The organism is Clostridium sp. FS41, from assembly GCF_000954015.1.
In the GTDB taxonomy this organism is placed as follows: Bacteria; Bacillota; Clostridia; order Lachnospirales; family Lachnospiraceae; genus Enterocloster; species Enterocloster citroniae.
The window spans coordinates 49,881-75,147 of record NZ_JYHN01000051.1; the positions used below are offsets into that span (position 1 = coordinate 49,881).

Below are 25,267 nucleotides of genomic sequence, written 5' to 3' on the forward strand. Positions count from 1 at the left end.
TGATAAATGTTGAAAATATTGAGCTGTACATCTGCATTTGACTGCATTATGATAAGTATATCAAAGGACGGCGCGGTCATTGAAGAATGAGTACTCCCGGACATTAAAAGGATCCGGGATACTCTAACCATACGGAGGAAACCATGACACCTTTACAGATTACGCTCATTATCTTGCTATGTACCATCATAGCGTTTTTATCGGGAAAAATCCCATTTTCCATCATTTCAGCGGGAATCATTCTCGCCCTTATTCTTACCGGTGTGATGAAGCCGGCCGAAGCCTTAAGCGGTTTCATCAACACCAATGTGGTCATGTTTGTTGCCATGTTTGTGATCGGCGCTGCACTGACCAAGACCAGTCTGCTGGACAGAGCCCAGAAACTGGTGGTCCGCTACAAAAATAATCCCAAAATGCTGATTTTGATTTCATCCTTAGTGGCCGGTTTCCTGGCCTGCCTGACCAGCGCCACAGCCACGGCCGCCATCATGATTCCCCTTTTGGTGGGGATTGCCAATGAGATCGGCACCAGCCGCAGCAAGATGCTGTTTCCCGCCATGGCTATTGCCAACATAGCTACCGCCATGACATTCCTGGGACAGGGGGCCAGCAATATGACCTGGAGCGATGTTATGATCAAGGCGGGCGCTTCCATCCCGTTTTCAATCTGGGATTTTACCATTGCCAGAATCCCCATTCTGCTGATTTCACTGGCCTACATGGTATTTATCGGCTACCGTCTCATGCCTGACATTGATAATTCCCAGTTTTCAGATAACATTCAGAAAAAGGACACGGCCAGCCATCTGACACCTTCCAAGGAAAAGGTGGCTGTCATCCTTATCCTGGGCACCATTGCCTGTATGCTGTTGGAATCCGTGACCGGAATTAAGATGTACCTTACCGCCTCCATTGGGGCATGCCTCCTGGTCCTGTGCGGCGTGCTGTCGGAGCGCGAGGCCCTGGGTTCCATTCATCAGCCCACCGTGTTCCTGTTTGCCGGTGTGCTGGCTCTCTCGGACGCCATCAAGATAACAGGGGCCGGGGATGTGGTGGCGGACTGGATGATCTCCCTGCTGGGCAATACCACCAACCCCTATGTCATCATGGCAGTGTTCTTCATTATCCCATTCATTCTGACCCAGGTGATGTCCAATCTGGCAACCGTGACTATTTTCATTCCATTGGTAGCAGCTGCCTGTGTAAAGATTGGAGTGGACCCAAGGGCGGCTGTAATGGGCGTGCTCATTGCCAGTTGTACCTCTATTCTGACCCCCATGGCGGCTCCCTGCCAGATCATGATCATGGGGCCGGGCGGGTATTCACTAAAGGATTATCTAAAATGCGGAACACCTTTGGCGGTTATGATCACTATTGTCTGCATTTTTACACTGCCTATCATGTTTCCGTTTTATTAATGAAGAATGAGGTGACCATATTATGAAGATTACTGGTTTGGAGATCATTCCGGCAAGCAAATATTTATTTATCAGGATCAGCACGGATGAGGGGATCCACGGTACGGGCGAGGCCGGGGCCTGGGGCTTTTTAGACGGAGTGGAGGGAGTGCTGAGACGTTTTGAGAGCTATCTTCTGGGCAAAAACCCATTTCAGATTGAGCACCACTGGAATTATCTGTACCGCAGCATGTATTTCAGGGGATCGGTGATCATGAGCGCCCTGTCCGCCATTGATATTGCACTCTGGGATATAAAAGGTAAGGCGCTGGGCGTGCCGGTTTACGAACTGCTGGGAGGAAAATGCCGGGATAAAGTGAGAAGCTACGAGGCGGTTTTCTGCTATACGCCGGAGGAAATGGCTGAATTTTGCGTGAATTTAAAACAGAAGGGATATGATGCGGCCCGTCTGATGATCACAGGTGATATCACCAGGACCCAGGCGGACCGGTCATCCGGTATTTATAACAGCAAGGTGGAAGGTTACATAGAGCGGGTGAGGGCCTGCCGGGAAGCGGTGGGGAGAGATTTTGACCTGATCCTGGAATGCCACCGCAGTATGGATCCCTGTGAGGCCATTGCATTTGCAAAAGGGGTGGAGGCTTACAGACCCCTGTTTTTGGAAGATCCGATCCCCCCGGACAGCCCGGAGGCTATGGCGGATGTTGCCAAGGGCACAAGTATTCCGGTGGCAACAGGAGAGCGCTTTATCAATATACAGGAGTTTGAAACAATTCTACAGAAGCGGGCGGCCAGATACCTCAGGCCGGATGTCTGCGCCCTGGGTGGTCTGACTCCCTCCAAAAAGGTGGCGGCCATGGCGGAGGCGAACTATGCCAAAATCGTGCCTCACAATCCATTGGGTCCGGTTTCCACCGCAGCCTGCCTGCAGCTGGACGCGGCCATCCCCAATTTTGCCATCCAGGAGTTCCCATCCTTTTATCACCAGGGAAACGAGGCGGAGATGACCACCGAACCGTTCCGGGAGGAAGATGGATACATTGTGATCCCGGATGCACCGGGAATCGGAATTGAGCTGGCAAAAGACCTTACGGAGAAGTTCCCGCCCAGACAGAGAAGCATTTCCGCCCAGACTGCCTATGACGGCGGGGTATATGACGTATAGTGGAACAGGTTGCCAAAATCCTCATACTATAATAGTAAACAACGTATTAGTTAAGGATAGCTATGAACAACGACCCCAGAGGAACCATCGTCCGGCAGGGAAATGCCCTGCGTATTGATAATGCATTTGTGGAGGACAGCTCCTGTACCAACAATTCAAACGGAACCATATTGATCTCTTATTCCATGCCGGAAGCCGGACAAATGGTTTCCATCCAGACCCTACAGCTGAACATAAACAGAAATACAGTTATTATAAATTCTTTTGGACAGAGTGTGGGCCTGTGCCGGATTCAGCCGGGAATGTGGATCAATGCCATTTTTTCTTCCCGCATGACAAGAAGTATCCCGCCTCAATCCAATGCGTTTATGATTGTTGTGCGAAGCAGGGGTCAGGAGACTTCGGTGACAACAGACCGGATTGTGGATGTGGATGCATGCAATGGCTTTATTTACACTGGAAACCGCGGTGATATAAACAGCCAGATCAGGTTCAGTGTTCCAAGCACCACGCCGATCACAGACCGGGCAGGGAGACCTATCAATATCCATTCCCTCCGGCCCGGCCAGATGGCCAGGATCACCCATGCCAATTTTATGACGGCAAGTATTCCACCGCAGACGACCGCGTACAGGATTCAACTGATTTAAAAGAGTATAAATATTTATTCCCGGTAAGGATTCTTCCTGGCCGGGAATGTTTTTATATACATAATTGAGCTTTTAAGAAAGATAATATCAATATGAAAAATTATAATAGGTGCAAAAAACATTGTAAGGAACATGAGACATTGACTTACGAAACACCGGCCAGCGAAACACCGGTCAACGAAACGCCGGCCAGCGAAACACCGGCCAGCGAAATATGCATAAACGAATTATCAATCGGAACCCATCTTTCAGTTGCCAAGGGGTACGCCGCTTTGGCAAAGGACGCGGTCCAAATCGGCGCAAATACATTCCAGATGTTCATCCGCAATCCCCGGGGAGCCAGGGCAAAGGAGTTAAAACCGGGAGAGATCGAGACATTCCTGGATAGTTTGCAAATGCATGGATTTGGACCGTTTATAGCCCATGCTCCGTATACGCTGAATCTCTGTTCGTCAAGCCGGCATTTGAGAGAGCTTTCCGCCCGGATGATGGGGGAGGACCTGCAGCGGATGGAACTGATGCCGGGAAATCTGTACAACCTTCATCCGGGCAGCCGGCTGGACCAGCCCCTGGACAGCGCCATTGAACAGATCGCCCAGGGGCTGAACCATGTGATGTTCCCGGACATGAAGACCACGGTGCTGTTGGAAACCATGTCCGGGAAAGGCAGCGAGGTGGGAAAACGGTTTGAAGAACTGAAGGAGATTCTGGACCGGGTGGCCCAAAAAGATCACATCGGAGTCTGCATGGATGCCTGCCACATGTGGGATTCGGGATATGACATTGTGGACCGGCTGGATGAGACGCTGGAACAGTTTGACCGTCTCATCGGATTAAACCGTCTGAAAGCATTTCACATCAATGACAGCATGAATGTCAGGGAAAGCCACAAGGACCGGCATACACTGATAGGGGAGGGGCACATCGGGGAGGACACGATCATCAGGATCATCAACCACCCGCGTCTGTGTCATCTGCCCTTTATATTAGAGACGCCCACGGACTTGGCCGGACATGCACAGGAAATAAAAAAGCTGAGGAAACAATATGTATGGGGATCTGTCAGTGATAAAATTTCAGAGCAAAATGGGATAAGTAAGACATACCCGGGCACAGATTTTTAATGTTAGTGAGATTTGGCTCATTACGTGCTACTATGTAAAAAGAAATACGGATACGGAAGTTGATAAGATCCGGGAATATTTTTATAAAAAGGAGAAGGTAATGAGCGAACATAATATTAACCTGCACCAGACTGTTAAATGTGTAAGACTGTATTTTAATACGCTTGATTATCGGACCTCCCATTTTCACCGGGATATCGAAGTTATGTGGGCATTGGAGGACGACCTGGAAGTACAGGTGGGCAATGACCGATGTACGGTGCGGGAGGGGGAGATGGTCCTGATGAATTCGGAACAGCCCCATGAGATCAAGGCCACGGGGAAAAGCTGTACCCTGCTTGGGATCCAGATCTCGCCGGATCTGGTGGCCGAGGACGTGCCGGAGTTTGAACATATCCATTTTGACCAGTATTTTGTGAACAGTCTGCCGCAAGAAATCTATAAGGATATAGAGCAGACCCTGCTTGATGTGACATGGCAGTACCTGACACAGCCTGCCTTTTATGAATTCTTTTGCAGAAGCCAGATCCGGCTGTTTCTCTATACGCTGTTATCCTACCTTCCTTACCGCGTGCTTACAGAGGAGCAAAGCCAGATCCAAAAGAATCAGAATGCAAGGCTGAAGCGTCTGATCCAATTTGTCAATATGAATTACCAGAATAATATACGGTTGTCCGACTTTGCAGAAAGGGAGGGACGGTCACTGAGCCATATCTCACATTTTGTCCAGAGCGCCATGCATCAGAGTTTCCGCGAATATGTGGACCTGGTCCGGTACAGCGCCGCATGTAAGATGATGGCCACGGGCCGGTACAAAATGCTGGATATCTGCATGGAATGCGGCTTTTCTGATTACCGGTATTTTTCAAAAGCATTTGTCAGCCGTACCGGAGTCACACCGGAAGTATATGGGAAAAAATTACTGGAAAGGGTGGGGAACGAAACAATGTTTAAACACAGCATCCATTCCAGTGAACGGTTTTATACACCGGAGCAAAGCATGGAACTGGTAAAGAAATATAGGGAAAAGTATAGGTAACAGCAAAAAAGTCTAATGAAAGCAACAATAACATCAAGGATATAATGGGGAGGAATGATATAATTAGTATAATTCAATCTACAGGAACTGTTTCCGGAAACCAGTTGTGTAGGAAGGCATCAACAAACCATAGATTCAGATTGGAGAGGTAAGCGTATGAAACGAAATTTAATTGGGGCGGCTCTTGCAGCGGTAATGACGGCATCGGCAATCAGCGGCTGCGCACCGGCAAAGGTTGATAACAAAGAAAATACAGCAGACAGCAAAGGGGTCTTAGCGGACAGCAAAAAGGAGTCGGGAAGCGGTACGGGGAAAGCCGCGGACGGAAAAGAGACATTTGTGTTCTGGACCGGGTTATCCGGACAGGCCGGAGAGGTGATCCAGCAGGTGATCGATGATTATAACAATTCCCAGGATAAAGTCTTTGTGGACCTTCAGTATCAGGGCTCATACCAGGAATCATTAAATAAATTAAAGACATCCATGCGCACACAGGACGGACCGGATCTGGTCCAGATCTATGAGGCAGGAACAAGGACCATGATCGACAGCGGCTTTATCATTCCCATGCAGCAGATCATTGACGATTACAATATTGATATATCCGGACTGGAAGAAAACATGCTTAACTATTACACGGTTGACGACCAGCTTTATTCCATGCCCTTAAATACCTCCGTGCCGGTCTGTTATTATAACAAGACCGTCCTCTCGGAGATCGGTTATGAGAACGGTCCTCAAAGCTGGGATGACATTGCCGACATTTCCCGGAAGGTGATGGATCAGGGCCTGTCCAAATCAGGGATCGCACTTTGCTCAAACCTGATCTGGTGCTTTGAACAGCCCATGGTACAGCAAAAATATCCAATGGTAGATAATGGCAACGGGCGCACGGGAAGAGCAACAAAAACAACATTTGCTGACGGCACGCTGGCGGTGGAGATCGCCTCCAAGTTCCAGGAACTTGTGGCAAAGGGGTATGTTGCTGATGTTGGTTTTACCATTGAGGCCAACCGGGCGGCCTTCTGGTCAGGAGACGCGGTGATCATGTGTGACTCTTCAGGCTCCATCCGTTCATCCTTAGAAACCATCGGCGGCGCCTATGAACTTGGCGTATGTAAGTTCCCGGGACTGACGGCGGATGCCCCCAACGGCGGTGTCACCCTTGGCGGCGGCTCTGTTTATATCTGTGATAACGGAAAGGGTGACGGCAGGAATGAAGGGATCGCGGATTTTGTCAAGTATCTGATCTCCCCAAAAGCACAGGGATACATATTTGCAAACACAGGATATTTCCCGGTTACAGGGGAGGCATTAAACCAGGATGCCGTAAAGGAAACACTGAAAACATATCCGCAGTACCAGGCCGTGATTGATACGGTGAATGAGTCTCCCAACATGGGATATGGTCCGTTATATGCCAGTCTGGTGGATGCAAGGGAGATTTATTCCAGCTATCTGGAACGGATGATGCTTGGAGAGATAACACCGGAAGAATGTATCAGCAAGTCGGCTGAAGAGATCGATATATTGATTGAGGAATACAATGATATTAACTTCTAGTACAAGAATGCGGGCCGGGTCAGGCCGATGTCCTGAGGCAGGCCTGATCTGGGAAGAAGGAGTTTGCTTATGAGTAGTATGAAGAAAAAAGCTGACAGAAAGGTGACGAAAAAGCTGGAACCCTATCTGTATCTGCTGCCGGTATTTGCCCTGTTTGGGGTATTTACATTCTATCCCCTGATCCGCACCGTGGTAATGAGCCTTTCTTCCGTTAATTCCATGGGAGAAATCGTCAAATTCGCGGGATTGAAAAATTTCCATACCCTGTTCCGGGCAGAGCAGTTTTGGAAAAGCTTTCGGACCACCTTTGTGTTTGCAGCCTGTCTGGTTCCACTGGAATTATTGATCGGGGTAACCTTAGGGCTTCTCGCGGATAACCGGAAAAAGAAAACCAGCCCCATCCGCACCATCTTTGCCCTGCCCATGTCGATCTCCTATGCCTGCGGGGCCATGATCTGGCTTATGATGTTTAACCCCACTGCCGGCCTTATTAATTCCGTGATCGGAAAGCCGATCAGCTGGTCCGGTGACCGGATACATGCAATGCTTATGATCATTATCACAACCTGCTGGCTGACGGCCGGTATGAATTTTATCTATGTACTGTCAGGGCTCCAGTCAGTGCCGGATGAGCTTTACGAATGTTCCAGGCTGGAAGGAGCGGGCTATCTTCAGACGGTGCGGCATATTACGCTGCCCTGCATCTCCCCCACGCTGTTTTTCCTTCTGGTGATCAATACAGTCAATGCCTTTCAGATCTTTACCCAGGTCAAGCTGATGACAAAGGGCGGTCCAGGGGGAAGCACATCTGTGATGGCGTATTCGATCTATGAATCCGCTTTTGTGAGCAACCGCTGGGGATATGCCAGTGCACAGTCGATCGTATTCTTTGTGATACTGCTGATCATTTCCATCATTCAGTTTAAGGCAGAAAAGAAGGGGGTGTTCTATCAATGAGACCGAGTACCCGCATAGGGAGAACCTGTTTTTTGGCGGTGCAGATACTGGTAATATTGGTTATTCTATGTCCTATCCTGTATGCGCTGGATATAAGCTTTTTACCGCTGTCCCAGATATTTGGCAAGCCGCTGAAGCTGATTCCCCATGAACCGGACCTTTCTTATTACGTTACGGCATTTCAGAGAGCGCCCCTGTTTCGCTATCTGGTCAATACGGTAATCATTGCGGTATGCATTACGGTTGGACAGGTCTTTCTGGCATGTATCACGGCATTTGCATTTGCCTACTTTGATTTTAAAGGGAAAAATGTACTGTTTATGGCCATTTTGGCAACCATGATGATACCGGGGGAGTCCATTGTCCTGTCCAATTACCTTACAATGGGGGAGCTGGGCCTGTTGGACACCTATGTTGCAATGATCCTGCCATCCCTGGCATCTGCCACCACCATCTTTTTTATGCGCCAGGCGTTTTTGCAGACACCCAGAGAGCTGTATGAGGTGGCTTCCATGGAAGGGTGCAGCAGCCTTCGTTTTCTTCTGGCGATCCAGATCCCGCTGTCCAAAGGCGCCATGGGGGCTGTTGGGATCTACACGTTCATTAATGCATGGAACGCTTATATGTGGCCTTTGCTGGTGACAAATACGGATAAAATGCGCACGGTCCAGATCGGCATCGGTATGCTGCTGGATGCGGAATCCGCGGATTACAATGTGATGATGGCAGGCGTGATCATCGTTATGCTGCCAACCCTTTTGCTGTTTACATTTGGACAGAAATATATACTTTCAGGCGCTTTGTCAGGAGCCATGAAAGGCTGAGCATGATATTAAGAGCTACAAGGAGGAAAATACAGTGGAGTTCACATTTTTAGGCACAGGAGCTGCAGAGCAGTACCCGGGGTTATGGTGTACGTGTGAGTATTGTACAAAAGCAAGAAAAATGGGCGGGCGCAATATCCGTCATACCAGTTCGGGCCATTTTGCAGGAGATTGCCTGATTGATTTTCCACCGGAGACATTTACCCAGGGAGAGCGCTATGGAGTTGATCTGCTGGCGTCCAGGCTGCTGTTGGTAACACACTCCCATGAGGATCATTTCTATCCCCAATTGTTATACTGGCGCTACCGTCCCAAGGAAGCGGCAGACATGTCGGAGGAGGAAAAGTTTAAACGGGGATATAGCAGGCAGCAGGAACTGCCCACACTGTATATCTACGGAAACCAGTGTACATACCATACGTTGGCGGATCATTTTAACGGACAGGATCTGGAAGATTTCGCAATTAAGTTCATTGTCCCGGAGCTGTATCAGGAATATGAATGCAACGGGGTCAGGTTTGTGCCCATGGAAGCTTCCCACATAGACCGCGGCAGTTCAAAGGGTCTGATCTATATCGTTGAAGCCCAGGGAAAGACGTTTTTGTACGCCAGTGATTCAGGGCCGTATACGGAGAGGACCAGGAAATGCATTGCCGCCCATAAATTTGACGCAGTCATTATGGAACAGACCTTTGGCAATGCGGATAAGGGAAATTATCATATGGATTGGGACCACGCCATGGAGGCCATGGAGTTTTTTAAGGACGCAGGGATATGGAAGAATAAAGAGCGGATTTACTGGACGCATATGAGTCCACATAAGACCCCGCCCCACTCAGAACTGGAGAAACTGCTGGAGGGGACACCCATCACTCCGGCCTATGATGGTCTGAAAATTGAGATATAACTGGAGAACAGCATGATTGCAAATTATCACACACACACCTGGCGCTGTATGCACGCATCAGGCACAGAACGGGAATACGTAGAAAAGGCGATTGAGGGCGGGCTTAAGATTCTTGGATTTTCAGATCATACACCCATGCCATATTCCGGCGGATATGTCAGCAATGTGAAAATGAGGCCGGATCAGCTGGAGGATTATGTGGATACGATACTGAAACTGAAAGATGAATACAAGGACGATATTGAGATCCATATCGGGCTGGAAGTGGAGTATTATCCAAAGTATTTTAAAGCCCTGCTTAAGATGACAGGGCAGTACCCCATTGAATATTTTCTGCTGGCCCAGCACTATCTTGGAAATGAAGTGAATGACTTTTATTGCGGAGCGCCCACGGACTCCCAGGAACGTTTGGCAAGATACTGCGGTCAGTCAAAGGAAGCATTGGAAACAGGATGTTTTACATATTTTGCCCATCCGGACCTGATTAATTTTACCGGGGACCGGGCAGTATATGGCCGCTGGATGCGCCAGTTATGCCACTGTGCCAATGACCTAGACATACCGCTGGAGATCAATTTCCTGGGTATTGGAGATAAGAGGAATTATCCGAATCCGGAATTTTGGAGCATTGCAGGCGAGGTGGGAAACAAAGTGATCTTTGGATCCGATGCCCATCTGCCGGACCGGGTTTGGAATCCCCAGGCCCTCTCATTTGCAGAAGAACTGGTAAACAAATATCATCTAAAGCTGGTGGACCGGGCGTGTCTGCGCGCGCCTAAAGAACCTCAAACTTGTGACTGATTCAGGCGGCAGTTTTGTCTTTCGGAAAAATGGATGGAATTGCCTGCGGATCATCTGAAAGGGTACTCATAAGAAGGACCGGGATTGACTCCAATGGATCGGAACAATGGAACCTTCCGTATCTGATCATTCGGATATTTGATATTTTATATGAGACAAAGGATTTTTCCCAGGCAGTACATTCTGTTCTGGCCCTGATCGGAGGGATGTTCGGTGTCAGCCGCACCTATCTTTTTGAGAGCAGCAGTGATATGGAGTATTGCAGCAATAGATATGAGTGGTGCGGGGAAGGAGTCATCTCCCGTATCCGGAGCCTGCAGAATCGTTCTTATTTGAATGACAGCATTGATTACCGGGATCATTTTAAAGAAGACGGACTTTTCTGCTGCCGGAATATCCGCAGACTGGACAGCAGGGAACGCAGGATCTTAGAACAGCAGGGAATCCTGTCCACACTGCAATATGCCATCAGGGAAAACGGCAAATTCTACGGTTTTGTAGGGTTTGATGATTGTAAGATCTGCCGCCTGTGGACCAGGGAACAGATGGAGGCGCTGACTTTGATCGGAAAGCTTTTATCGGTATTCCTGATGAAGGATAAGTATGAGGCATAGATTCCCGGAGAAGGCCATTGAATTAAGACCACCGCAATGAAATCATTTTTTTAAGTTATGTGAAAATGAAACTTCCCCATGAAAAGACTGGATGCAAATAAGCTAAGACGGAGGTGCCAGTGGCTTTATGGTGAGAGCCCATTAAACGATGAAGGATAGAAGTGTTATATGATCCCACAGAAGGATCAGGAGATGTGTCAACAGGTTCCGGTAAGGCCGGCACGTTGGCGCATCTTTTTTGTTTCACAGATAGTTCATGATTTTACACCCTGATTTTTAAGGTGTGTTTCAGCTTAAGCTGTTAGGATGTCAGCAGGAAAATAAGCGGAGGTGGTAAAAAAGAAGGGCAGATATCCTGTTTTACTTTTGGCAGCCGGCATCCTTTGATCTTCCCAATGTGATCTCTGTGGCTAATTTAAGCTATGACGGAACACTGTGCGGCAGATCCAATTACGGTTCGGATTCCGTGGATCTGGCGGCTCCGGGTACATACATACTCAGCACCACGGCAGATCAGGGATACAGTTATATGACCGGTACTTCCATGGCCGCGCCAATGGTCTCCGCGGCAGCCGCCTTGGTGTATTCCTATGGTGAGAATATTTCTGGCCCTTAGTCAGAGTTATTAAAGCGGCCCTGAAAAGGAGGATTCATGGATAGAAAAAAATTCATCAAGGTACTTTGCATTGATTTCCTCATTGCCCTGGTCTGTGTGTGGGGATTCCTTTTATATTTCTATATACTGCCCCGTAAGGACAAGGACGCAGGCACGGTGATCCTCGATACCCGGGAGATGGAAGGAGAAGGATTTGAGCTCCCGCAGCAGGGCCGTGAAGGCACAGGACCAAAGAACCAGGAACGAAGATCCCCGGAACAAACAAATACAAAGCGCCGGGGCGGACCCGGAAACGGCAATTCCAATACCAGGTCAATTGCCTCGGACCGGGATGCAGAACAGCCGGAAACGGCTGAAAAGGAAGAAACAGAACTTTATACCATCAGCGATGGGACCATGCAGGTGTGGGTTAAGAAGACCCGTCTGGGAACAGGGAACAATGCCATTACCTATTATACGGCGGATTTGTATCTGACATCCATCCGGCAGCTAAGGACGGCCTTTGCCCTTGGAAGTTATGGCAAGAATATGAGGGAATCCACTCTTGAGATGGCTGAGGATCACCAGGCACTTCTGGCAGTATCCGGGGATTCCTATGGAAACAGTGAAAGCGGGATCGTTGTCAGAAACGGAATCTTGTACCGCTCTGAAGTGGGCGATGCGGAGATCTGTGTCCTTTTTTATGACGGGACCATGGCAGTTTATGAACCGGAAGAATTCAACCGGTTGGGAATCCTTGAAAGAGATGTATGGCAGGTCTGGAATTTTGGCCCCTCTCTGCTTGAGGATGGGGAGATAAAGGAGGCATTCCGGACCACCGCCTATCTGAATAAGGAGAATCCCAGATGCGGGATTGGGTATGTGGCACCGGGCCACTACAAATTTGTGGTGGTTGACGGAAGAAATGCAGGTTATTCCAAAGGGGCGTCAATGACGGAGTTTGCCAGGATCATGAAGGATGAGGGCTGCGTGCTGGCCTATAACCTGGATGGAGGAAAATCCTCATCCATGGTCTGGGATGGGCAGTATGTAAACCGTCCGGCCGGCGGGGGACGGGATATCAGTGACATAATTTATATTGGAAAGGCGGGATCAGATGAATAAGAAAATAGATCGGATACTTCCACACATTACGATCATCATGTCCCTGTGGGTGGGCACACTGTGGGTACTGGACCAGTTAAATCCTCTCATGGGATTTATGGATTGTTTTGTCTCAAATACGGTGCAGATCGTATTCTGCTTCTTGGTACTGATTCATGGGATTCTCCGGGTTTGGCAGCAGTGTGGTGAAAAGGGGACGGTCCTGATAGGGCTTCCCGCCCCCAAACGGGCAGAGGAGGCGGATGGGGAAGGGAAGGGATCAGATTGAGGGCAGCACAGGAAAACAGAGAGCCGGGGATATGTAATTATGTCGTAATACCGGCATTTGAACCTGATTTCAGGCTGCTGTCCCTGGTAAAGGGACTGTCAGGGTATCCTGGGATTGGGATCATTGTTGTAAATGACGGCAGCGAAAAAGGATTGTGCACACTCTTTGGGCGGACAGCAGAATATGCCACGGTGCTGTTCCATAGAACGAACAGAGGAAAGGGGAGGGCTGTCAAGACCGCGCTGGACTACATAAGAAAGAACAGAAAAGAGGCAAAAACGATCGTTATCGCCGATGCAGACGGACAGCACAAGGCGGAGGATATCCTGCGGGTCCTGCATGCAGCCCAGGGGTATGAACACCGGATGGTTCTGGGAGTCCGAAGCTTTTCAGGGGAAGTCCCCTTTAGGAGCAAATTTGGAAATGCAATTACGTGTGCTATATTTTACTGTGTAACAGGTACGTTTCTCAGTGATACCCAGACTGGCCTTCGGGCATTCCATGTCCGGCTGATCCCCCTGCTGCTTCGCATCAGGGGAGAGCGGTATGAATTTGAGATGAACACGCTGATGCAGCTGTCAAAGAGAAGGATCAAATTTGAGGAGGTGGGAATAGAGACCGTGTACTTGGATCAGAATGAGTCATCCCATTTTCGGGTGATAAGGGACTCCGTACGGATCTATTGGAATATTATAAAATTCGCATGTTCTTCCATGGCTTCCTTTGCCGTGGATTATGGACTTTTCCTTTTGTTTTGTGCAGGATTGTCACGGGTTGGAGCAGAGATGGTCGCAGCCGTGGCGGTCAGCAACGCGGCTGCCCGGGTCATCAGCGCCTGCTGCAATTTTTGCTGGAATCGAAAATATGTATTTCATCACAAGGGCAGCAGCCTAAAAGCAGGGCTGCAGTATTTTAGTTTGGCCCTGGCAGTTCTCTGTATCAATACGGCTTTATTATCATGGCTGGTGGTATATGGGCGGATGGGGAAGGCAAGGGCAAAGCTGTGTGCGGAATTATCCTTATTTGCCCTCAGCTTTATCATACAGCGGTTTATGATTTTTGGGAAAAAGGAGATTAGGCAGGCACAGTAAAGGAGGCGCGTCAGCTGGTTCCGGTGATACCGGTCCATTGGCGCTTTTTCTTTGTGCACAATATCCTTGTGATCAGGGAAGCACAGACAGAACTGAACCACCTGATAGAGAATGGGAACACAAAGGGGGAAATCCTGGTTGCGGGATTGAGGGAGCGGCAGATCAATACAGTGACATCAATGGCCGTGCTGGGAATTGCAGGTATAATCATCAGCGCCGGGTTTGGATTCTGTATTGCGCGGGGCATTACACAGCCGGTCAGGGAACTGGAGCAGGCGGCCCGCGGCCTGTCCGAAGGGAATTTTTCCGTCATACGGATTACATACCGGTCAAAGGATGAACTGGGAAATCTTGCGGATGATATGCGCAGCATGGCGGATAAATCCGCATCTGCTTCCAAGAGCACGGCTGCATTGATCGAAAGCTCCCTTCAGACCATTCAAGATGGAAAGAAGATCGCAAATAAGACAGCGGTTTCCCTGACTGAAGTAGTCCGGGGAGTTGAGGGCGTGACGGATTCCCTTAATGATATTGCGGAAGCTTCCACGGATCAGTCGGATGCGATCCTCCGGCTTTCCGAATCGGTCAATATAATATCCGGGGTGGTGCAGACCAATTCCGCCACAGCGCAGGAGAGCGCTGCGGCCAGCGAGGAACTGTCCTCCCAGGCACAGTTTCTAAGGGGATTAGTTGATTACTTTAAGCTGGAAGAAGGCGCATAGACCTGCAGAAAAGAAGACATCTTTGGTGAACGGTATCTTTGATAACGTCCAGAGATGTTTTTCTTTTTATTGCATTTTTTGTATGATATAATAAAAGCCACAAAAAAGATAAAGGGGAGAAAATCTTTGACAGACAGCGAGAACATGATCTATAATCTGGTCTGCGATTATTATGAGACTAGGATATTAATGGGGGCGTGCCGGTACGGTGAGCTGCTGCCCTCCATTTCCAAAATAGGAGAAAGTTTTCAGATGGCTCCCCGGACAGTGCGGGCCGCATTTTCGCGTTTGGAGGAGAAGGGATATATCAGGATCGAGTCCCGAAAAGCGGCAAAGGTCATATACCAGGTAAATGACGAGCGTATTAATGAAAACGCTGCTCTGTATTTCGTGCCAAGACGGGAGGGAATGGTGGATTTTTGCCATTCCGGCAGATTGCTCATTGAACCGATCTGGGAATACGCCCAGGGCAGCCTTGGTCAGGAGACATGGGGGAGGCTAAAGCAAAAACTGGCCCAGGCGGCAAACGTGGATCTGTCTGTCTCCACCCGTCTGCATATCTACGCCTTTGCCGCATTGCAGAACAAACTGATCCTTAATTTTTATTGGGAACTTCTCCGGTATATCCGCTTTCCCTATCTGTCCGGTTATGATGCGCATCGGGAAAGGGACAGGGAGTTACTGACCCATGGGGAAGAGAATGACACCGTGTTTATGAGGGCGGCCTTTGAAGAGGATTTCGGCCGCGGCTTAAAGCGCCTGCTGGCTTTCTGTTCCCAGGCGGAGGAGAGATACGGCTTAAAGGGCAGGGAGCAGATTCCTTTCCGGTGGAGTGTATACCGGCAGAGGCCGCAGCTTTGCTATACCTTGGTGTCCCGAATCATTTTTGAGATCATAAAAGGAACCTATCCAATTGGAAGCTTCCTGCCATCCCTGCCCACCATGTCAGAACAATTGGATGTATCATACCGGACCTTACGCAGGGCCGTCAGTATCCTCAACAGCCTTGGGATCATCCACTCCTACCAGGGAAAGGGGTCCCGGGTCTTAATGACCATAGGGTCAATTGATTTTCAACGGCCGGAGATAAGGGAGGGATTCCGTCTCTACCGGGACAGCCTGCAGTTCATGGCATTGACTGTGCGCCCGGTATTCCTTTACACATTGGAGCATGTGGAACCGGAGGAACGCCAGCGCCTGGCAGAGAAATTTGCGGATATAGTTAACAGGCACAAGTGCCAGTACTGCTTTAAACTGGCAATTGATTTTATCCGCAGCCAGTGTCCGCTGGCCACGGTAAGGGAATGCTACGTCAGGCTGGAGGAGTTTTTGGTGTGGGGATATCCCTTTGTATTATACCGGGCCGGTGAACAGCGTCTGCAGGAGGAATATGCTCAGATGACCTGGGCGGCGGCTGAGTACCTGAAAAAAGGGCAGTGGGAAAAGTTTGCGGATCATTGGAAAGAACTGATGGAACGCGAGTATGAGAAGGCCGGGGTCATGCTTTTTTAGCAGTGATACATAGCCAATGGCGTTTTTCTTCATATTCATAGGAGACATCCGCAAAACCAGCCTTTTCCAGACGGTCTTTTAGATCCTCCCCGCTGTAAATGGTCATGCCCTGAATCAGCTTGGACCATCTGTCGTTTTCGGGATCTGATTCTTCATTGCAGATCAGGAAAATGCCGCCGGTGCGCAGGGTGTGGCAGACCTGCCTGAAGCAGGAATCCAGTTCCGGCCAGAAATAGACAGTCTCAAAGGCAGTGATCAGATCAAAGGAATTGCCTTCAAAGGGCAGGGCAGAGGCATCTCCCTGGATGATCCGGCAGCGGCCGGCCCGAACAGCCGCGTTATTGGTTTGCCTGGATTTTTCCACACTTACGGAGGAGTAGTCCATGCCCACGGCATTGATTTGAGGTGCGGCCAAGAGCATGGCGGCCAGATTGGCCCCGCCTCCGCAGCCAATATCCAGTATATCCATTCCGTCTCTCAGGGCGAGATGGGAAAGCCCCCAGCCAGCCAGGCCGGCATGCCCCTTATTCATCATGGTCACCATCAGTTTTCCCACAGCCCCCTGGGGTTTGCATGTGTTTTGAAAAAACTTATTCATTATCTTATCCTCCATTCTGCCGCCCTTTTGGCGGTATGCACCATATAAGAAGTTCCTTGACCGAATGGTAGACCAGGGCCAGGAACAGACCGTGTTTGTCCCCAAGCCGGGTGTAGATAGAACCGGTGCTTGTCCGGGCCCGCCTGGCAATGGAGCGCAGGGATACCCCCCTGATACAGATCTTGGCACAGCCATCTATGTGAGAGTCTACATCACCTTCTGGATGATCCAAAACATTGTTATGAAACACTGGTTTGAATTTAACATGAATGTCCCCCTTTCTTCAAGCGCCCAGTTGATAAAATAGTTCGTTAACCATCTAATGAGAAAATATCTCCATATCAGATTCTTTTACGTAATCAACGTCCTGTCTGTTAATACTACCCAAAACACATATTGTTAATCAAAAATTTATAGACATAATGCTTGCAAAAATAAGATATGGATGTTATAATCCGGTTAATTAGTCCAGTGGACTAACTAAATCCTATTAATGCAGATCAAGAGGAATATACCATATGATTAACCAACAAGTGATAAAAGCCGTTAACAAAAAAAAGATATATATGCTGATCTCAGAGAACCCGGGGATTTCCAGAGTGAATCTGGCTGCCAGGACCGAGCTGAGCAAGACTACGGTTTCAGCCCTTGTGGATGAGCTGATCCAGGAAGGCCGTATTGTGGATGAGGGTGCGGTGGAGAGCAAGCGCCAGGGGCGCAGGCCCAACAGCCTGGCGGTAAATGACAGGAGGGATTGTGTCATTGTTCTCAACTGGAGAAAGCGCACCATCCAGGTTTCGTTGGTTTCCGCCGGATTCGAGGTTGAGATACTGGAGGAGACGGCTCCGGCAGAGGGGGAGGACCCGGCGGTCCGGATTTGGTCCATTACCAAGGATTTTATGGACAGGCACTGCGGGGAACGGCATGTGCTGGGGATTTGTCTCGTGATCCCGGGTATTATTGACAGTGAAAAAAAACGGATTATTTCCATGGTCCTGTCCCTGGGCGTGGACGACCAGGTGGTGACCGGCCTGAGGGAACAGGTAAAGGATCTTCCCCTGGCCATATTCAACGATACGGCCTGCCTGGCCTATGCGGAGAACGCCTTTGGCAATGTGGATATTAAGAACTATGTGTACCTGAACATCAATGAAGGCGTGGGTGCCAGTCTGATCCAGAATGGGAATATCCTGAGAGGGGCCACCGGTATGGGGACTCAGTTCGGACATTTTTCCATTGACCGGGACGGCGAGCCATGCAGCTGCGGCAACCGGGGATGTCTGGAGAACCGGATCGGAGAGATCGTGCTGGCAAAACGTGCCGTGGAATGCAATGCCCTGGAGGAATTTGAGGGAACGGAGCAGATCCTGTTCCGCCATGTGGGGCAGCTGGCACAGCAGGGAAAACCGGGGGCGCTTCGCCTGATCCGCGCGCTGGCGGATGATCTGAGTTTTGGCCTGGGCAATCTCATCACCATGTTCCACCCGGATACCATTATCATCGGAGGAATGGGGCGCAAGCTTGGGGATCTGTATCTGGAACGGGTTTTGGAACGGGTGAAGACCGTGGGGTTCCGTCAGTTTGTAGAGGACGTTGATATCCGTTTTACCACACTGAGGGAGGATGCGGTATTCCGGGGGGCGGCCAAGTATTTTATGGACACCCACTATGATTTTATGGAAGATATGAAGGGAAAATTATTTTTGTATTAAGGAGGATATGGTATGAAGCGGACCATAGGAGTTAATTCCAACTGCTACCACGGTTACAGCGTGGAGGATGCCCTGGAAGGCATTGCTGCGGCAGGATTTCATTACGTGGAGCTGACCGCCACCAAGGGGTGGACCGAGCATGTGTTCCCAAGCCAGACATTTGAGTATCTGGACGGTATCAGGGAAAAGATGAAGGAACTTAAGCTGGTGCCCTTTGCCATGAGCGGACACTGCAACCTGATGGACCGGGAACGCCTGGAGGATTTTATAAGGAATATCAGGCTGGCTGCATTTTTCGGCTGTGACTATATTGTCTCCTCCGTGGGGGAGGCACACCTGGAGGACAGGGAAAAGGCAACCCTTGAGCTGGTGGCAAAGCATATCAGGATGCTGCTCCCATACCTGGAGGAATGCGGCCTTACCCTAGTTTTAGAGACCCATGGGGAACATGCCACAGGGACCATATTAAAGGAGATAACGGACCGCATCGGTTCGCCACTGGTGGGGATCAACTATGACACGGCCAATGTGATCTATTATGGAGAGGTGAAGCCCGAGGAGGATATTGACACCTGCATGGCAGATGTGAAATTCATCCATTTAAAGGATAAAGCCGGGGAGATAAGGGAATGGAATTTTCCCGCTCTGGGAAAAGGAAATGTGGACTTTTCACAGATCTTCCAAAAGCTTTCCCTGGCGGGGAACGGCTGCCCCTTCAGCATTGAGATTGAATTTACGCCTGAGGGCGCGGAAAGTCTGGAAGCGGTAAACCAGGCTGTCATGGAATCAGCCGCCTACTTAAAATGCCAGGGATTTGAACTGTAACAGGGAGATCGTTACATCCTGACGTTTCCAGGGGCCGATGGGATCATGGAGCCTGTCAGGTGTATCAGATAGAATATGAAGGAGGATCATTCATGAGAAAGATGAAAAAAGTAACAGCGCTTCTGATGGCCGGTGCCATGGTGGCATCCATGGCCGCATGCGGGGCAAAGCAGGAGCCGGCGGCAGCCACAACAGCCGCACAGAGCCAGGAGAGCAAGGAGGAGACCACTGAGGCAGCCAAGTCCGGGGATACCGCCCCGGAGGAGACCACAGGAGAGGCAAAAGCAGCCAAGGACAGCTACACATTCGGCTACATTGCTTACGACAATACGGATATCTGGAACGAGTATTCTTCCAAAGCATTTGAGTACGCTGCTTCACAGGCGGATGTGGAGGTAAAAACCATTGTCCTGGATTCCAAGAACAGTCTGGAGGAATCCATCACAGCCATGGAATCCCTGATCCAGCAGGAGGTGGACGGCATTTCCATATTCCCTATCTCCACAGAGCAGGGAGCACAGCTTGTAAAGATGGCCAACGAGGCCAATATCCCGGTTACCATTGAAAACTTTGCAATGGATATTGATGATCCCGGGGATTACATAGCTTCCGTGGCCTGCGAATATGACCAGATCGGTTATGCGGCCATGAAGTATATTGCTGAGACAAAACCAGGGGCAAAGGTATTTTTCTGCGCGGGCCAGGAAGGCGCGGGCGTATATGAGAAGTACCAGGAAGGCGTGGACCGCGCGCTGGCGGATCTGGGCGACCAGGTGGAAGTGGTTGCAACCCTTCACGGCGACTGGCTGACAGACAAGGCGTACAATGTAACCACGGACTTTATTTCCACAGGACAGGAGTTTGATTACATTTTCGCAAACAACGGCATGATGGCCCAGGGCTGCTATCAGGCATTAAAGGATGCGGATATGGCGGACATCCCCATTGTCTCCACAGGTGGTTCACCGGACGACTACAAGATGCTTCAAGACGGCGTGGAGGCTGCTAATATGACAGCCCCCGTATCCATCCAGGGCGTTCAGACCTTTAAGAACCTGTATGATGCCGTGGTAGAGGGCAAGACACCTGAGAAATTTGTTTCCCTTCCCATCGTGCCTGTATCTGCGGACAAGCTGGACGAGTTCATTGCATGGGATGACTATGCAGCTGCTTACGACTATGTATACGGCAAGTAAAGGATCGATCAGGACCAAGTAAGAAATTTATGAAGCTGCCTCATGGCGTGTTTGAGAAATCATTGCACCTTCAGGCAGCTTTATTGAGAGTTACAGGAGGTGATACGAATGAATGTTGATTATAGGGAGAAGCCGATCCTTGAAATGCAGGATATTGTCAAGGAGTTTTCAGGCGTATATGCGCTGTCCGGTATCACTTTTGATCTGTACCGATCAGAGATCCACTGCCTGGTGGGGGAGAACGGGGCCGGAAAGTCCACATTGATGAAGGTGCTCAGCGGCGCCTACACTCCCAGCGGCGGAAAGATCTGTATTGATGGAAAGGATTACAGGACCCTGACACCCACCCTGTCCAAGGAGCTGGGGATCAATATTGTATATCAGGAAAATGATCTGGTTCCCAGTATGAATGTGGTGGAAAACATTTATGTGGGAAATGAAGTGGCGGACCGGTTCGGCCTGGTGAATTTTAAGGCCATGCTGGAGGAGACAAGGCGTCAGATGGAGGACCTGAAGATCCACATCGACCCGTTGACAAAGATCGAGGACCTGTCCGTGTCCGACCAGCAGTTTGTGAAGATATTAAAGGCTCTTTCCATTGAGCCAAGGGTACTGATCATGGATGAACCCACGTCCATGTTTAATGTGGAAGACGCGGCCAAGGTCCTGCAGCTGGCACAGACCATAGCGGCCAAGGGGATCGGAATTATATATATTTCTCATTATCTTGAAGAAATTCGGCAGATCGCGGACCGTATCACGGTTATCCGCGATGGGGCTGTTGTAAATACATATGAAAATACAAACAGGGACATTGAGCTCTCCGTCATTACCCGGGACATGGTGGGCCGTCCCGTGGACACCTTTTACCAGAAAGAAAGGCATGAGATCGGGGAAGTGATGCTGGAGGTCAGGGACCTGCAGCTGAAAAAGGAGGGGCCTAAGGTCAGCTTTGCGGTGAGAAAAGGGGAGATCCTTGGATTTGCCGGCATGGTGGGAGCAGGAAGGACAGAGATCGTAAGGGCTCTCACCGGTGCGGACCCCAAATACGGGGGAGATGTTTTGATCAACGGCAAAAAAGTAGTGATCCGCAATCCCAGGGAAAGCATTGAACATGGGTTTGCCCACATTACCGAGGACCGGCAGGGATTGGGCCTGATGCTCCATATCAGTGTGCTGGAAAATGCCACCATTGTGGGACTGGGGAAACAGATCAAGGGCTTTTTGGTGGATATAAAAAAGCATCCGCGCCTCATTGAACCCCTGGTACAGAAACTGAGGATAAAAACCCCCAGTGTGTGGACAGAGGCGGTTTACCTGTCAGGCGGAAACCAGCAAAAGGTGGTTTTGGCAAAATGGCTGTTTGCGCAGCAGGAGATCTATATATTCGATGAACCCACAAGGGGGATCGATGTGAATGCCAAGGCGGAATTTTATAAGCAGATGTCTGAGCTGACCAAACAGGGAAAATGCATTATCATGATCAGCTCGGATATGCCGGAGCTGATCTCCATGAGCGACAGGGTGCTTGTGATCCGAAACGGTGCAGTGGACAGTGAGCTTACCGGAAAACAGATCACGGAGCAGGAGATTATTAAACGAGCGTTAGGGGTGAAAAAAGATGAACAATAGGAAAAAACTGTTAAAAGACCAAAGAATTCTGCTGGCATTTGTAATTGTGGCCATCATTGCGGTGGTGTCCATGATCAATCCGAAATTCATCGCAGTCAAAAACCTCATAACCATTTTTCAGCAGATTTCCGTGATCGGTATCCTGACAATGGCTATGAGTATGCTGCTGATCAGCGGAGGCATTGACCTGTCGGTGGGGAATATCATGGTTTTGTCAGGGGTTGTCATGGCACAGATCATCAACACAAGCAGGAATATCCCTCTGGCTGTTGCGGCCGGGATCGGGGCAGCGGTCGCCTGCGGAGTGCTCAACGGGTTTGTGATCGCGAAAAGCAAGTGCATCCCCCTGATCATTACCCTGGGGACCAGCCAGGTGTTTTACGGGCTGGCGCTGACCATATCGGGAGGCAGGATCATGAGCTTTGGGGGTGCATTTAATGCCATTGGAAAGACAAAGCTGTTTGATGTATTTCCGGTAATGCTGTTTGTGCTGGCCGCAATGGTCATGCTGTCATATTTCCTCATGAACAAGACCAAGTTTGGAAGACGCATCGTGGCCATTGGCGGCAATGAGAAAAATGCCTTTTTGTCTGGTATCAATGTTACCAGGTATAAGATCATTATCTATGCCATTGCCGGCTTTTTCTGCGCCATAGCAGCGGTGATCTTTTCAGCCAGGATCGACTCCATCACCGCCAATGCTGGAACCGGATATGAAACCAGCGCATTGACCGCGGCCATCATTGGCGGAGTTACATTTGACGGAGGCAAGGGGACTGTCTCAGGAGCGTTTCTGGGCTGCGTGCTCATGGGCGTTATCAGCAATGCCATGAACATTCTCCAGGTGGAGACCTATATCCAGACCATTATCACCGGAGCCATCATTGTCTGCGCGGTGGTGCTGAGCAATATAAATAATATTAAGAAGAAATAGGAGGTAGGGCAGTGGTAAGAATAGCAATCTTAGGAGCCGGTTTTATGGGAGGAACCCATGGAACCGCCTACCAGAATATCAGTAATGCTGAGATAGCGGCTGTGTGTGATCAGAACGAGACATTGGGAAGAACGTTTGCGGAAAAGTATCACTGCAGGTACTACAGCAGTTTTCACCAGATGTTAGAGGAATGTCAGTTTGATGTGGCGGATATATGCCTTCCCACATTTCTTCACGAGGAGTATGTGCTTATGGGCGCCAGGCACAGGAAGCACATATTCTGTGAAAAGCCGGTGGCCCTTGAGGTCAGCTCCCTGGAGCGTATGATGAAGGCGGTAAAGGAGGCCGGGGTCCTGATGATGGTTGGCCAGGTGCTGCGGTTCTGGCCGGAATATGTGAATGCCAAGGAAATGTATGAGAAAGGAAGTTTGGGTGAACTGAACTATGTGTTTGCAGCCCGCATGTCGGAGCACCCCGCCTGGAGCCAGTGGTACAGGAAACCCCAGAACAGCGGAGGCGGGCTTTTGGACCTTCATCTCCATGATGTGGACTACCTGTGCTGGCTTCTTGGAAGGGTCAAGAGTGTGTACGCGTCCGGAAAGCAGAACAAAGACGGATGCTGGAACTATGTGAGCAGCATGCTGACATTTGAATCAGGCATCTCCGCCTCCGTCCAGGGAGTGATCGAGATGGAAAAGGGATATCCCTTCACTATGGAGCTGCGGCTGGTGGGAAGCCAAAAGACCTATGAGTACGCCATGAAGGCAGGGCATAACCTGGAGGATGTGGCATCCTCCAAACGGGAGACGCGGATTTACGAAAACGGCGCCATAACTACCCTTCCCGTCAACCTCAGGGACGCCTATGAGATTGAGCTGGAACACTTTGTGGACTGCATTGAGCGCAGGTGCGAATCAGGCATCATCACAGTGGAACAGGTGCGGGAGGTGCTGTGCACCATGGAAGCCATCAAGACCTCCCTGGAAACAGGGGAAAAGGCAGAGGTGGATTATGACAGGCAGGCTTCGGTGTAGTCGGGGAATTTCCCGGACTATATTCCGAGAGTGCATTTCATATAATTAGGAGGGAAGAATGAAAACCGGAGTCAGTATGTTTTCTTTTACAGAGGATGCGGATCTAAGGCATCTGTTTCCACTGGTCAAACAGGCGGGATATGATGGAGTGGAACCTGTCCTCAGCGAGAATGGATATTTAAACCAGAACACATCGGAGCGGGAAATACTGGAGATAAAAAAAATGGCACAGGACACAGGGCTGGAGATACCCAGCGTGGGGGTATGGTCCCTGTGGGAGAACAACCTTGTGTCCAACGACCCGTCCATCCGGCAAAAGGCAGAGGATATTATAAAAAAACAGATTGAATGCGCTGCCCTCATGGGAGCGGATACCATCCTTGTGGTACCCGGTTATGTGGGCTGCGACTTTGCCTCCAAACCGGAGCGGATCCGCTATGACGTGGCCTATGAGCGCTGCGTCAAAGCCTTTAGGTCCCTGGCTCCCCTGGCTGAACGCGCCGGGGTATCCATTGGGATCGAGAATGTGTGGAACCGTTTCCTCCTCTCCCCCCTGGAGATGAAGAGACTGGTGCAGGATGTGGGTTCTCCCGCCATGGGAGTCTACTTTGACGTGGGCAATATCATGTATGTGGGCTACCCCGAGGACTGGATCGGGATCCTGGGAAGCCTGATCAGGAAGATCCATTTATCCGATTACCGCACCGGCCAGGCAGGCTTGGGAGCCTTTACCGACCTCTTTGCAGGGGACGTGGACTTTGTAAAGGTGACAGAGGCTCTGAGGGCAGTGGGCTACAATGATTACCTGACCCTGGAAATGCTCCCTAACTACAAGCAGTTTCCTGAGGTCTCCATTGTCTCCAATAAGGTGGCGGTGGACCGGATATGCGGGATGATGGGGTGAGGAAGGATGAAGGGGCAAGGAAGAATGAAGGGGCAAGGAAGGATGAAGGGGCAAGGA

The 25,267-nt window shown here is 49.9% G+C and carries 25 protein-coding genes and 1 pseudogene; 24 read left to right on the forward strand and 2 right to left on the reverse strand.

From position 1 onward, the window contains the following. The first annotated feature begins 143 nt into the window (after positions 1-143). The 17 genes from CLFS41_RS08450 (at position 144) to CLFS41_RS08530 (ending at position 16,375) form a co-directional block, all read left to right on the forward strand. Complete coding sequence (locus CLFS41_RS08450; protein WP_007862999.1) at positions 144-1,418, forward strand: SLC13 family permease; 1,275 nt, start codon at positions 144-146, stop codon at positions 1,416-1,418. Positions 1,419-1,440: 22 nt separating this feature from the next. Beyond that, positions 1,441-2,583 carry a mandelate racemase/muconate lactonizing enzyme family protein gene (locus tag CLFS41_RS08455; protein WP_045092035.1) on the forward strand — a complete coding sequence of 381 codons (1,143 nt, stop codon included), beginning with the start codon at positions 1,441-1,443 and terminating at the stop codon, positions 2,581-2,583. A gap of 62 nt (positions 2,584-2,645) precedes the next feature. Beyond that, positions 2,646-3,233 (forward strand): hypothetical protein, encoded by a 588-nt coding sequence (locus CLFS41_RS08460; protein ID WP_045092036.1) that lies wholly within the window; start codon positions 2,646-2,648, stop codon positions 3,231-3,233. 92 nt (positions 3,234-3,325) lie between these two features. Next, positions 3,326-4,357 carry a deoxyribonuclease IV gene (locus CLFS41_RS08465; protein ID WP_082082537.1) on the forward strand — a complete coding sequence of 344 codons (1,032 nt, stop codon included), beginning with the start codon at positions 3,326-3,328 and terminating at the stop codon, positions 4,355-4,357. Between the two features lie 100 nt (positions 4,358-4,457). Then, positions 4,458-5,396 carry an AraC family transcriptional regulator gene (locus CLFS41_RS08470; RefSeq protein ID WP_007862995.1) on the forward strand — a complete coding sequence of 313 codons (939 nt, stop codon included), beginning with the start codon at positions 4,458-4,460 and terminating at the stop codon, positions 5,394-5,396. Between the two features lie 156 nt (positions 5,397-5,552). Continuing rightward, positions 5,553-6,959, forward strand: a complete 1,407-nt coding sequence (locus tag CLFS41_RS08475) for an ABC transporter substrate-binding protein (protein WP_007862993.1) — start codon at positions 5,553-5,555, stop codon at positions 6,957-6,959. Between the two features lie 69 nt (positions 6,960-7,028). After that, a complete protein-coding gene (locus CLFS41_RS08480) occupies positions 7,029-7,916 on the forward strand; it encodes a sugar ABC transporter permease (protein ID WP_082082538.1) in 888 nt (295 codons plus the stop codon). 38 nt (positions 7,917-7,954) lie between these two features. Continuing rightward, positions 7,955-8,740, forward strand: a complete 786-nt coding sequence (locus tag CLFS41_RS08485) for a carbohydrate ABC transporter permease (protein ID WP_242856807.1) — start codon at positions 7,955-7,957, stop codon at positions 8,738-8,740. A gap of 34 nt (positions 8,741-8,774) precedes the next feature. Continuing rightward, the gene (locus CLFS41_RS08490) at positions 8,775-9,647 is read left to right on the forward strand and encodes an MBL fold metallo-hydrolase (protein ID WP_007862987.1); all 873 of its coding nucleotides are present in this window, start codon (positions 8,775-8,777) and stop codon (positions 9,645-9,647) included. A 12-nt stretch (positions 9,648-9,659) separates the two neighbouring features. Beyond that, positions 9,660-10,448, forward strand: coding sequence for a histidinol-phosphatase (locus CLFS41_RS08495; protein WP_007862984.1), 789 nt, complete (start codon positions 9,660-9,662; stop codon positions 10,446-10,448). 14 nt (positions 10,449-10,462) lie between these two features. Further along, positions 10,463-11,062 carry a GAF domain-containing protein gene (locus CLFS41_RS08500; protein ID WP_045092038.1) on the forward strand — a complete coding sequence of 200 codons (600 nt, stop codon included), beginning with the start codon at positions 10,463-10,465 and terminating at the stop codon, positions 11,060-11,062. A gap of 355 nt (positions 11,063-11,417) precedes the next feature. Next, complete coding sequence (locus CLFS41_RS08505; RefSeq protein WP_347467999.1) at positions 11,418-11,678, forward strand: S8 family serine peptidase; 261 nt, start codon at positions 11,418-11,420, stop codon at positions 11,676-11,678. A gap of 36 nt (positions 11,679-11,714) precedes the next feature. Next, the gene (locus CLFS41_RS08510) at positions 11,715-12,782 is read left to right on the forward strand and encodes a phosphodiester glycosidase family protein (RefSeq protein WP_052665676.1); all 1,068 of its coding nucleotides are present in this window, start codon (positions 11,715-11,717) and stop codon (positions 12,780-12,782) included. Next, positions 12,775-13,050, forward strand: a complete 276-nt coding sequence (locus tag CLFS41_RS08515) for a hypothetical protein (RefSeq protein ID WP_007862978.1) — start codon at positions 12,775-12,777, stop codon at positions 13,048-13,050. Before CLFS41_RS08510 ends, CLFS41_RS08515 begins: the two co-directional genes overlap by 8 nt. Then, on the forward strand, positions 13,047-14,141 hold the full coding sequence (locus CLFS41_RS08520) for a bifunctional glycosyltransferase family 2/GtrA family protein (RefSeq protein WP_048929455.1): 1,095 nt from the start codon (positions 13,047-13,049) through the stop codon (positions 14,139-14,141). The genes CLFS41_RS08515 and CLFS41_RS08520 overlap by 4 nt, the downstream gene beginning before the upstream one ends. 53 nt (positions 14,142-14,194) lie before the next feature. Further along, entirely contained in the window at positions 14,195-14,863 is a 669-nt protein-coding gene (locus CLFS41_RS08525; RefSeq protein ID WP_242856800.1) for a HAMP domain-containing protein, read from the forward strand. Between the two features lie 126 nt (positions 14,864-14,989). Beyond that, positions 14,990-16,375 (forward strand): GntR family transcriptional regulator, encoded by a 1,386-nt coding sequence (locus CLFS41_RS08530; RefSeq protein WP_052665682.1) that lies wholly within the window; start codon positions 14,990-14,992, stop codon positions 16,373-16,375. On the opposite strand, the gene CLFS41_RS08535 is transcribed toward CLFS41_RS08530, so the two are convergent. Beyond that, a complete protein-coding gene (locus CLFS41_RS08535; RefSeq protein ID WP_082082540.1) occupies positions 16,362-16,973 on the reverse strand; it encodes a class I SAM-dependent methyltransferase in 612 nt (203 codons plus the stop codon). The two genes, CLFS41_RS08530 and CLFS41_RS08535, sit on opposite strands and share 14 nt — an antisense overlap. Before the next feature lie 70 nt (positions 16,974-17,043). Then, a pseudogene (locus tag CLFS41_RS30710) lies at positions 17,044-17,136 on the reverse strand (TetR family transcriptional regulator); the annotation flags it as partial. A gap of 355 nt (positions 17,137-17,491) precedes the next feature. Here CLFS41_RS30710 and CLFS41_RS08545 point away from each other — a divergent pair. From CLFS41_RS08545 to CLFS41_RS08575, 7 genes are all read left to right on the forward strand, one after another. Next, positions 17,492-18,685, forward strand: a complete 1,194-nt coding sequence (locus tag CLFS41_RS08545; RefSeq protein ID WP_045092041.1) for an ROK family transcriptional regulator — start codon at positions 17,492-17,494, stop codon at positions 18,683-18,685. A gap of 12 nt (positions 18,686-18,697) precedes the next feature. Next, complete coding sequence (locus CLFS41_RS08550) at positions 18,698-19,510, forward strand: sugar phosphate isomerase/epimerase family protein (RefSeq protein WP_045092042.1); 813 nt, start codon at positions 18,698-18,700, stop codon at positions 19,508-19,510. Positions 19,511-19,602: 92 nt separating this feature from the next. Next, positions 19,603-20,706 carry a sugar ABC transporter substrate-binding protein gene (locus CLFS41_RS08555; protein WP_007862970.1) on the forward strand — a complete coding sequence of 368 codons (1,104 nt, stop codon included), beginning with the start codon at positions 19,603-19,605 and terminating at the stop codon, positions 20,704-20,706. Between the two features lie 108 nt (positions 20,707-20,814). Beyond that, the gene (locus CLFS41_RS08560) at positions 20,815-22,338 is read left to right on the forward strand and encodes a sugar ABC transporter ATP-binding protein (protein WP_007862969.1); all 1,524 of its coding nucleotides are present in this window, start codon (positions 20,815-20,817) and stop codon (positions 22,336-22,338) included. Beyond that, the gene (locus tag CLFS41_RS08565) at positions 22,328-23,272 is read left to right on the forward strand and encodes an ABC transporter permease (protein ID WP_007862968.1); all 945 of its coding nucleotides are present in this window, start codon (positions 22,328-22,330) and stop codon (positions 23,270-23,272) included. Before CLFS41_RS08560 ends, CLFS41_RS08565 begins: the two co-directional genes overlap by 11 nt. 11 nt (positions 23,273-23,283) lie before the next feature. Next, on the forward strand, positions 23,284-24,306 hold the full coding sequence (locus tag CLFS41_RS08570) for a Gfo/Idh/MocA family oxidoreductase (RefSeq protein WP_045092043.1): 1,023 nt from the start codon (positions 23,284-23,286) through the stop codon (positions 24,304-24,306). A 58-nt stretch (positions 24,307-24,364) separates the two neighbouring features. Further along, positions 24,365-25,210: a sugar phosphate isomerase/epimerase family protein gene (locus tag CLFS41_RS08575; RefSeq protein ID WP_007862964.1), complete on the forward strand. Its 846-nt coding sequence runs from the start codon at positions 24,365-24,367 to the stop codon at positions 25,208-25,210. Positions 25,211-25,267 lie beyond the last annotated feature (57 nt).

Excerpts from the sequence above, each read along its gene's own strand:
- CLFS41_RS08450 (WP_007862999.1), top strand. The coding sequence starts at position 144 with ATGACACCTTTACAGATTACGCTCATTATCTTGCTATGTACCATCATA.
- CLFS41_RS08455 (WP_045092035.1), top strand. The coding sequence starts at position 1,441 with ATGAAGATTACTGGTTTGGAGATCATTCCGGCAAGCAAATATTTATTT.
- CLFS41_RS08460 (WP_045092036.1), top strand. The coding sequence starts at position 2,646 with ATGAACAACGACCCCAGAGGAACCATCGTCCGGCAGGGAAATGCCCTG.
- CLFS41_RS08465 (WP_082082537.1), top strand. The coding sequence starts at position 3,326 with ATGAAAAATTATAATAGGTGCAAAAAACATTGTAAGGAACATGAGACA.
- CLFS41_RS08470 (WP_007862995.1), top strand. The coding sequence starts at position 4,458 with ATGAGCGAACATAATATTAACCTGCACCAGACTGTTAAATGTGTAAGA.
- CLFS41_RS08475 (WP_007862993.1), top strand. The coding sequence starts at position 5,553 with ATGAAACGAAATTTAATTGGGGCGGCTCTTGCAGCGGTAATGACGGCA.
- CLFS41_RS08480 (WP_082082538.1), top strand. The coding sequence starts at position 7,029 with ATGAGTAGTATGAAGAAAAAAGCTGACAGAAAGGTGACGAAAAAGCTG.
- CLFS41_RS08495 (WP_007862984.1), top strand. The coding sequence starts at position 9,660 with ATGATTGCAAATTATCACACACACACCTGGCGCTGTATGCACGCATCA.
- CLFS41_RS08510 (WP_052665676.1), top strand. The coding sequence starts at position 11,715 with ATGGATAGAAAAAAATTCATCAAGGTACTTTGCATTGATTTCCTCATT.
- CLFS41_RS08515 (WP_007862978.1), top strand. The coding sequence starts at position 12,775 with ATGAATAAGAAAATAGATCGGATACTTCCACACATTACGATCATCATG.
- CLFS41_RS08535 (WP_082082540.1), bottom strand. The coding sequence starts at position 16,973 with ATGAATAAGTTTTTTCAAAACACATGCAAACCCCAGGGGGCTGTGGGA.
- CLFS41_RS08545 (WP_045092041.1), top strand. The coding sequence starts at position 17,492 with ATGATTAACCAACAAGTGATAAAAGCCGTTAACAAAAAAAAGATATAT.
- CLFS41_RS08550 (WP_045092042.1), top strand. The coding sequence starts at position 18,698 with ATGAAGCGGACCATAGGAGTTAATTCCAACTGCTACCACGGTTACAGC.
- CLFS41_RS08555 (WP_007862970.1), top strand. The coding sequence starts at position 19,603 with ATGAGAAAGATGAAAAAAGTAACAGCGCTTCTGATGGCCGGTGCCATG.
- CLFS41_RS08560 (WP_007862969.1), top strand. The coding sequence starts at position 20,815 with ATGAATGTTGATTATAGGGAGAAGCCGATCCTTGAAATGCAGGATATT.
- CLFS41_RS08565 (WP_007862968.1), top strand. The coding sequence starts at position 22,328 with ATGAACAATAGGAAAAAACTGTTAAAAGACCAAAGAATTCTGCTGGCA.
- CLFS41_RS08575 (WP_007862964.1), top strand. The coding sequence starts at position 24,365 with ATGAAAACCGGAGTCAGTATGTTTTCTTTTACAGAGGATGCGGATCTA.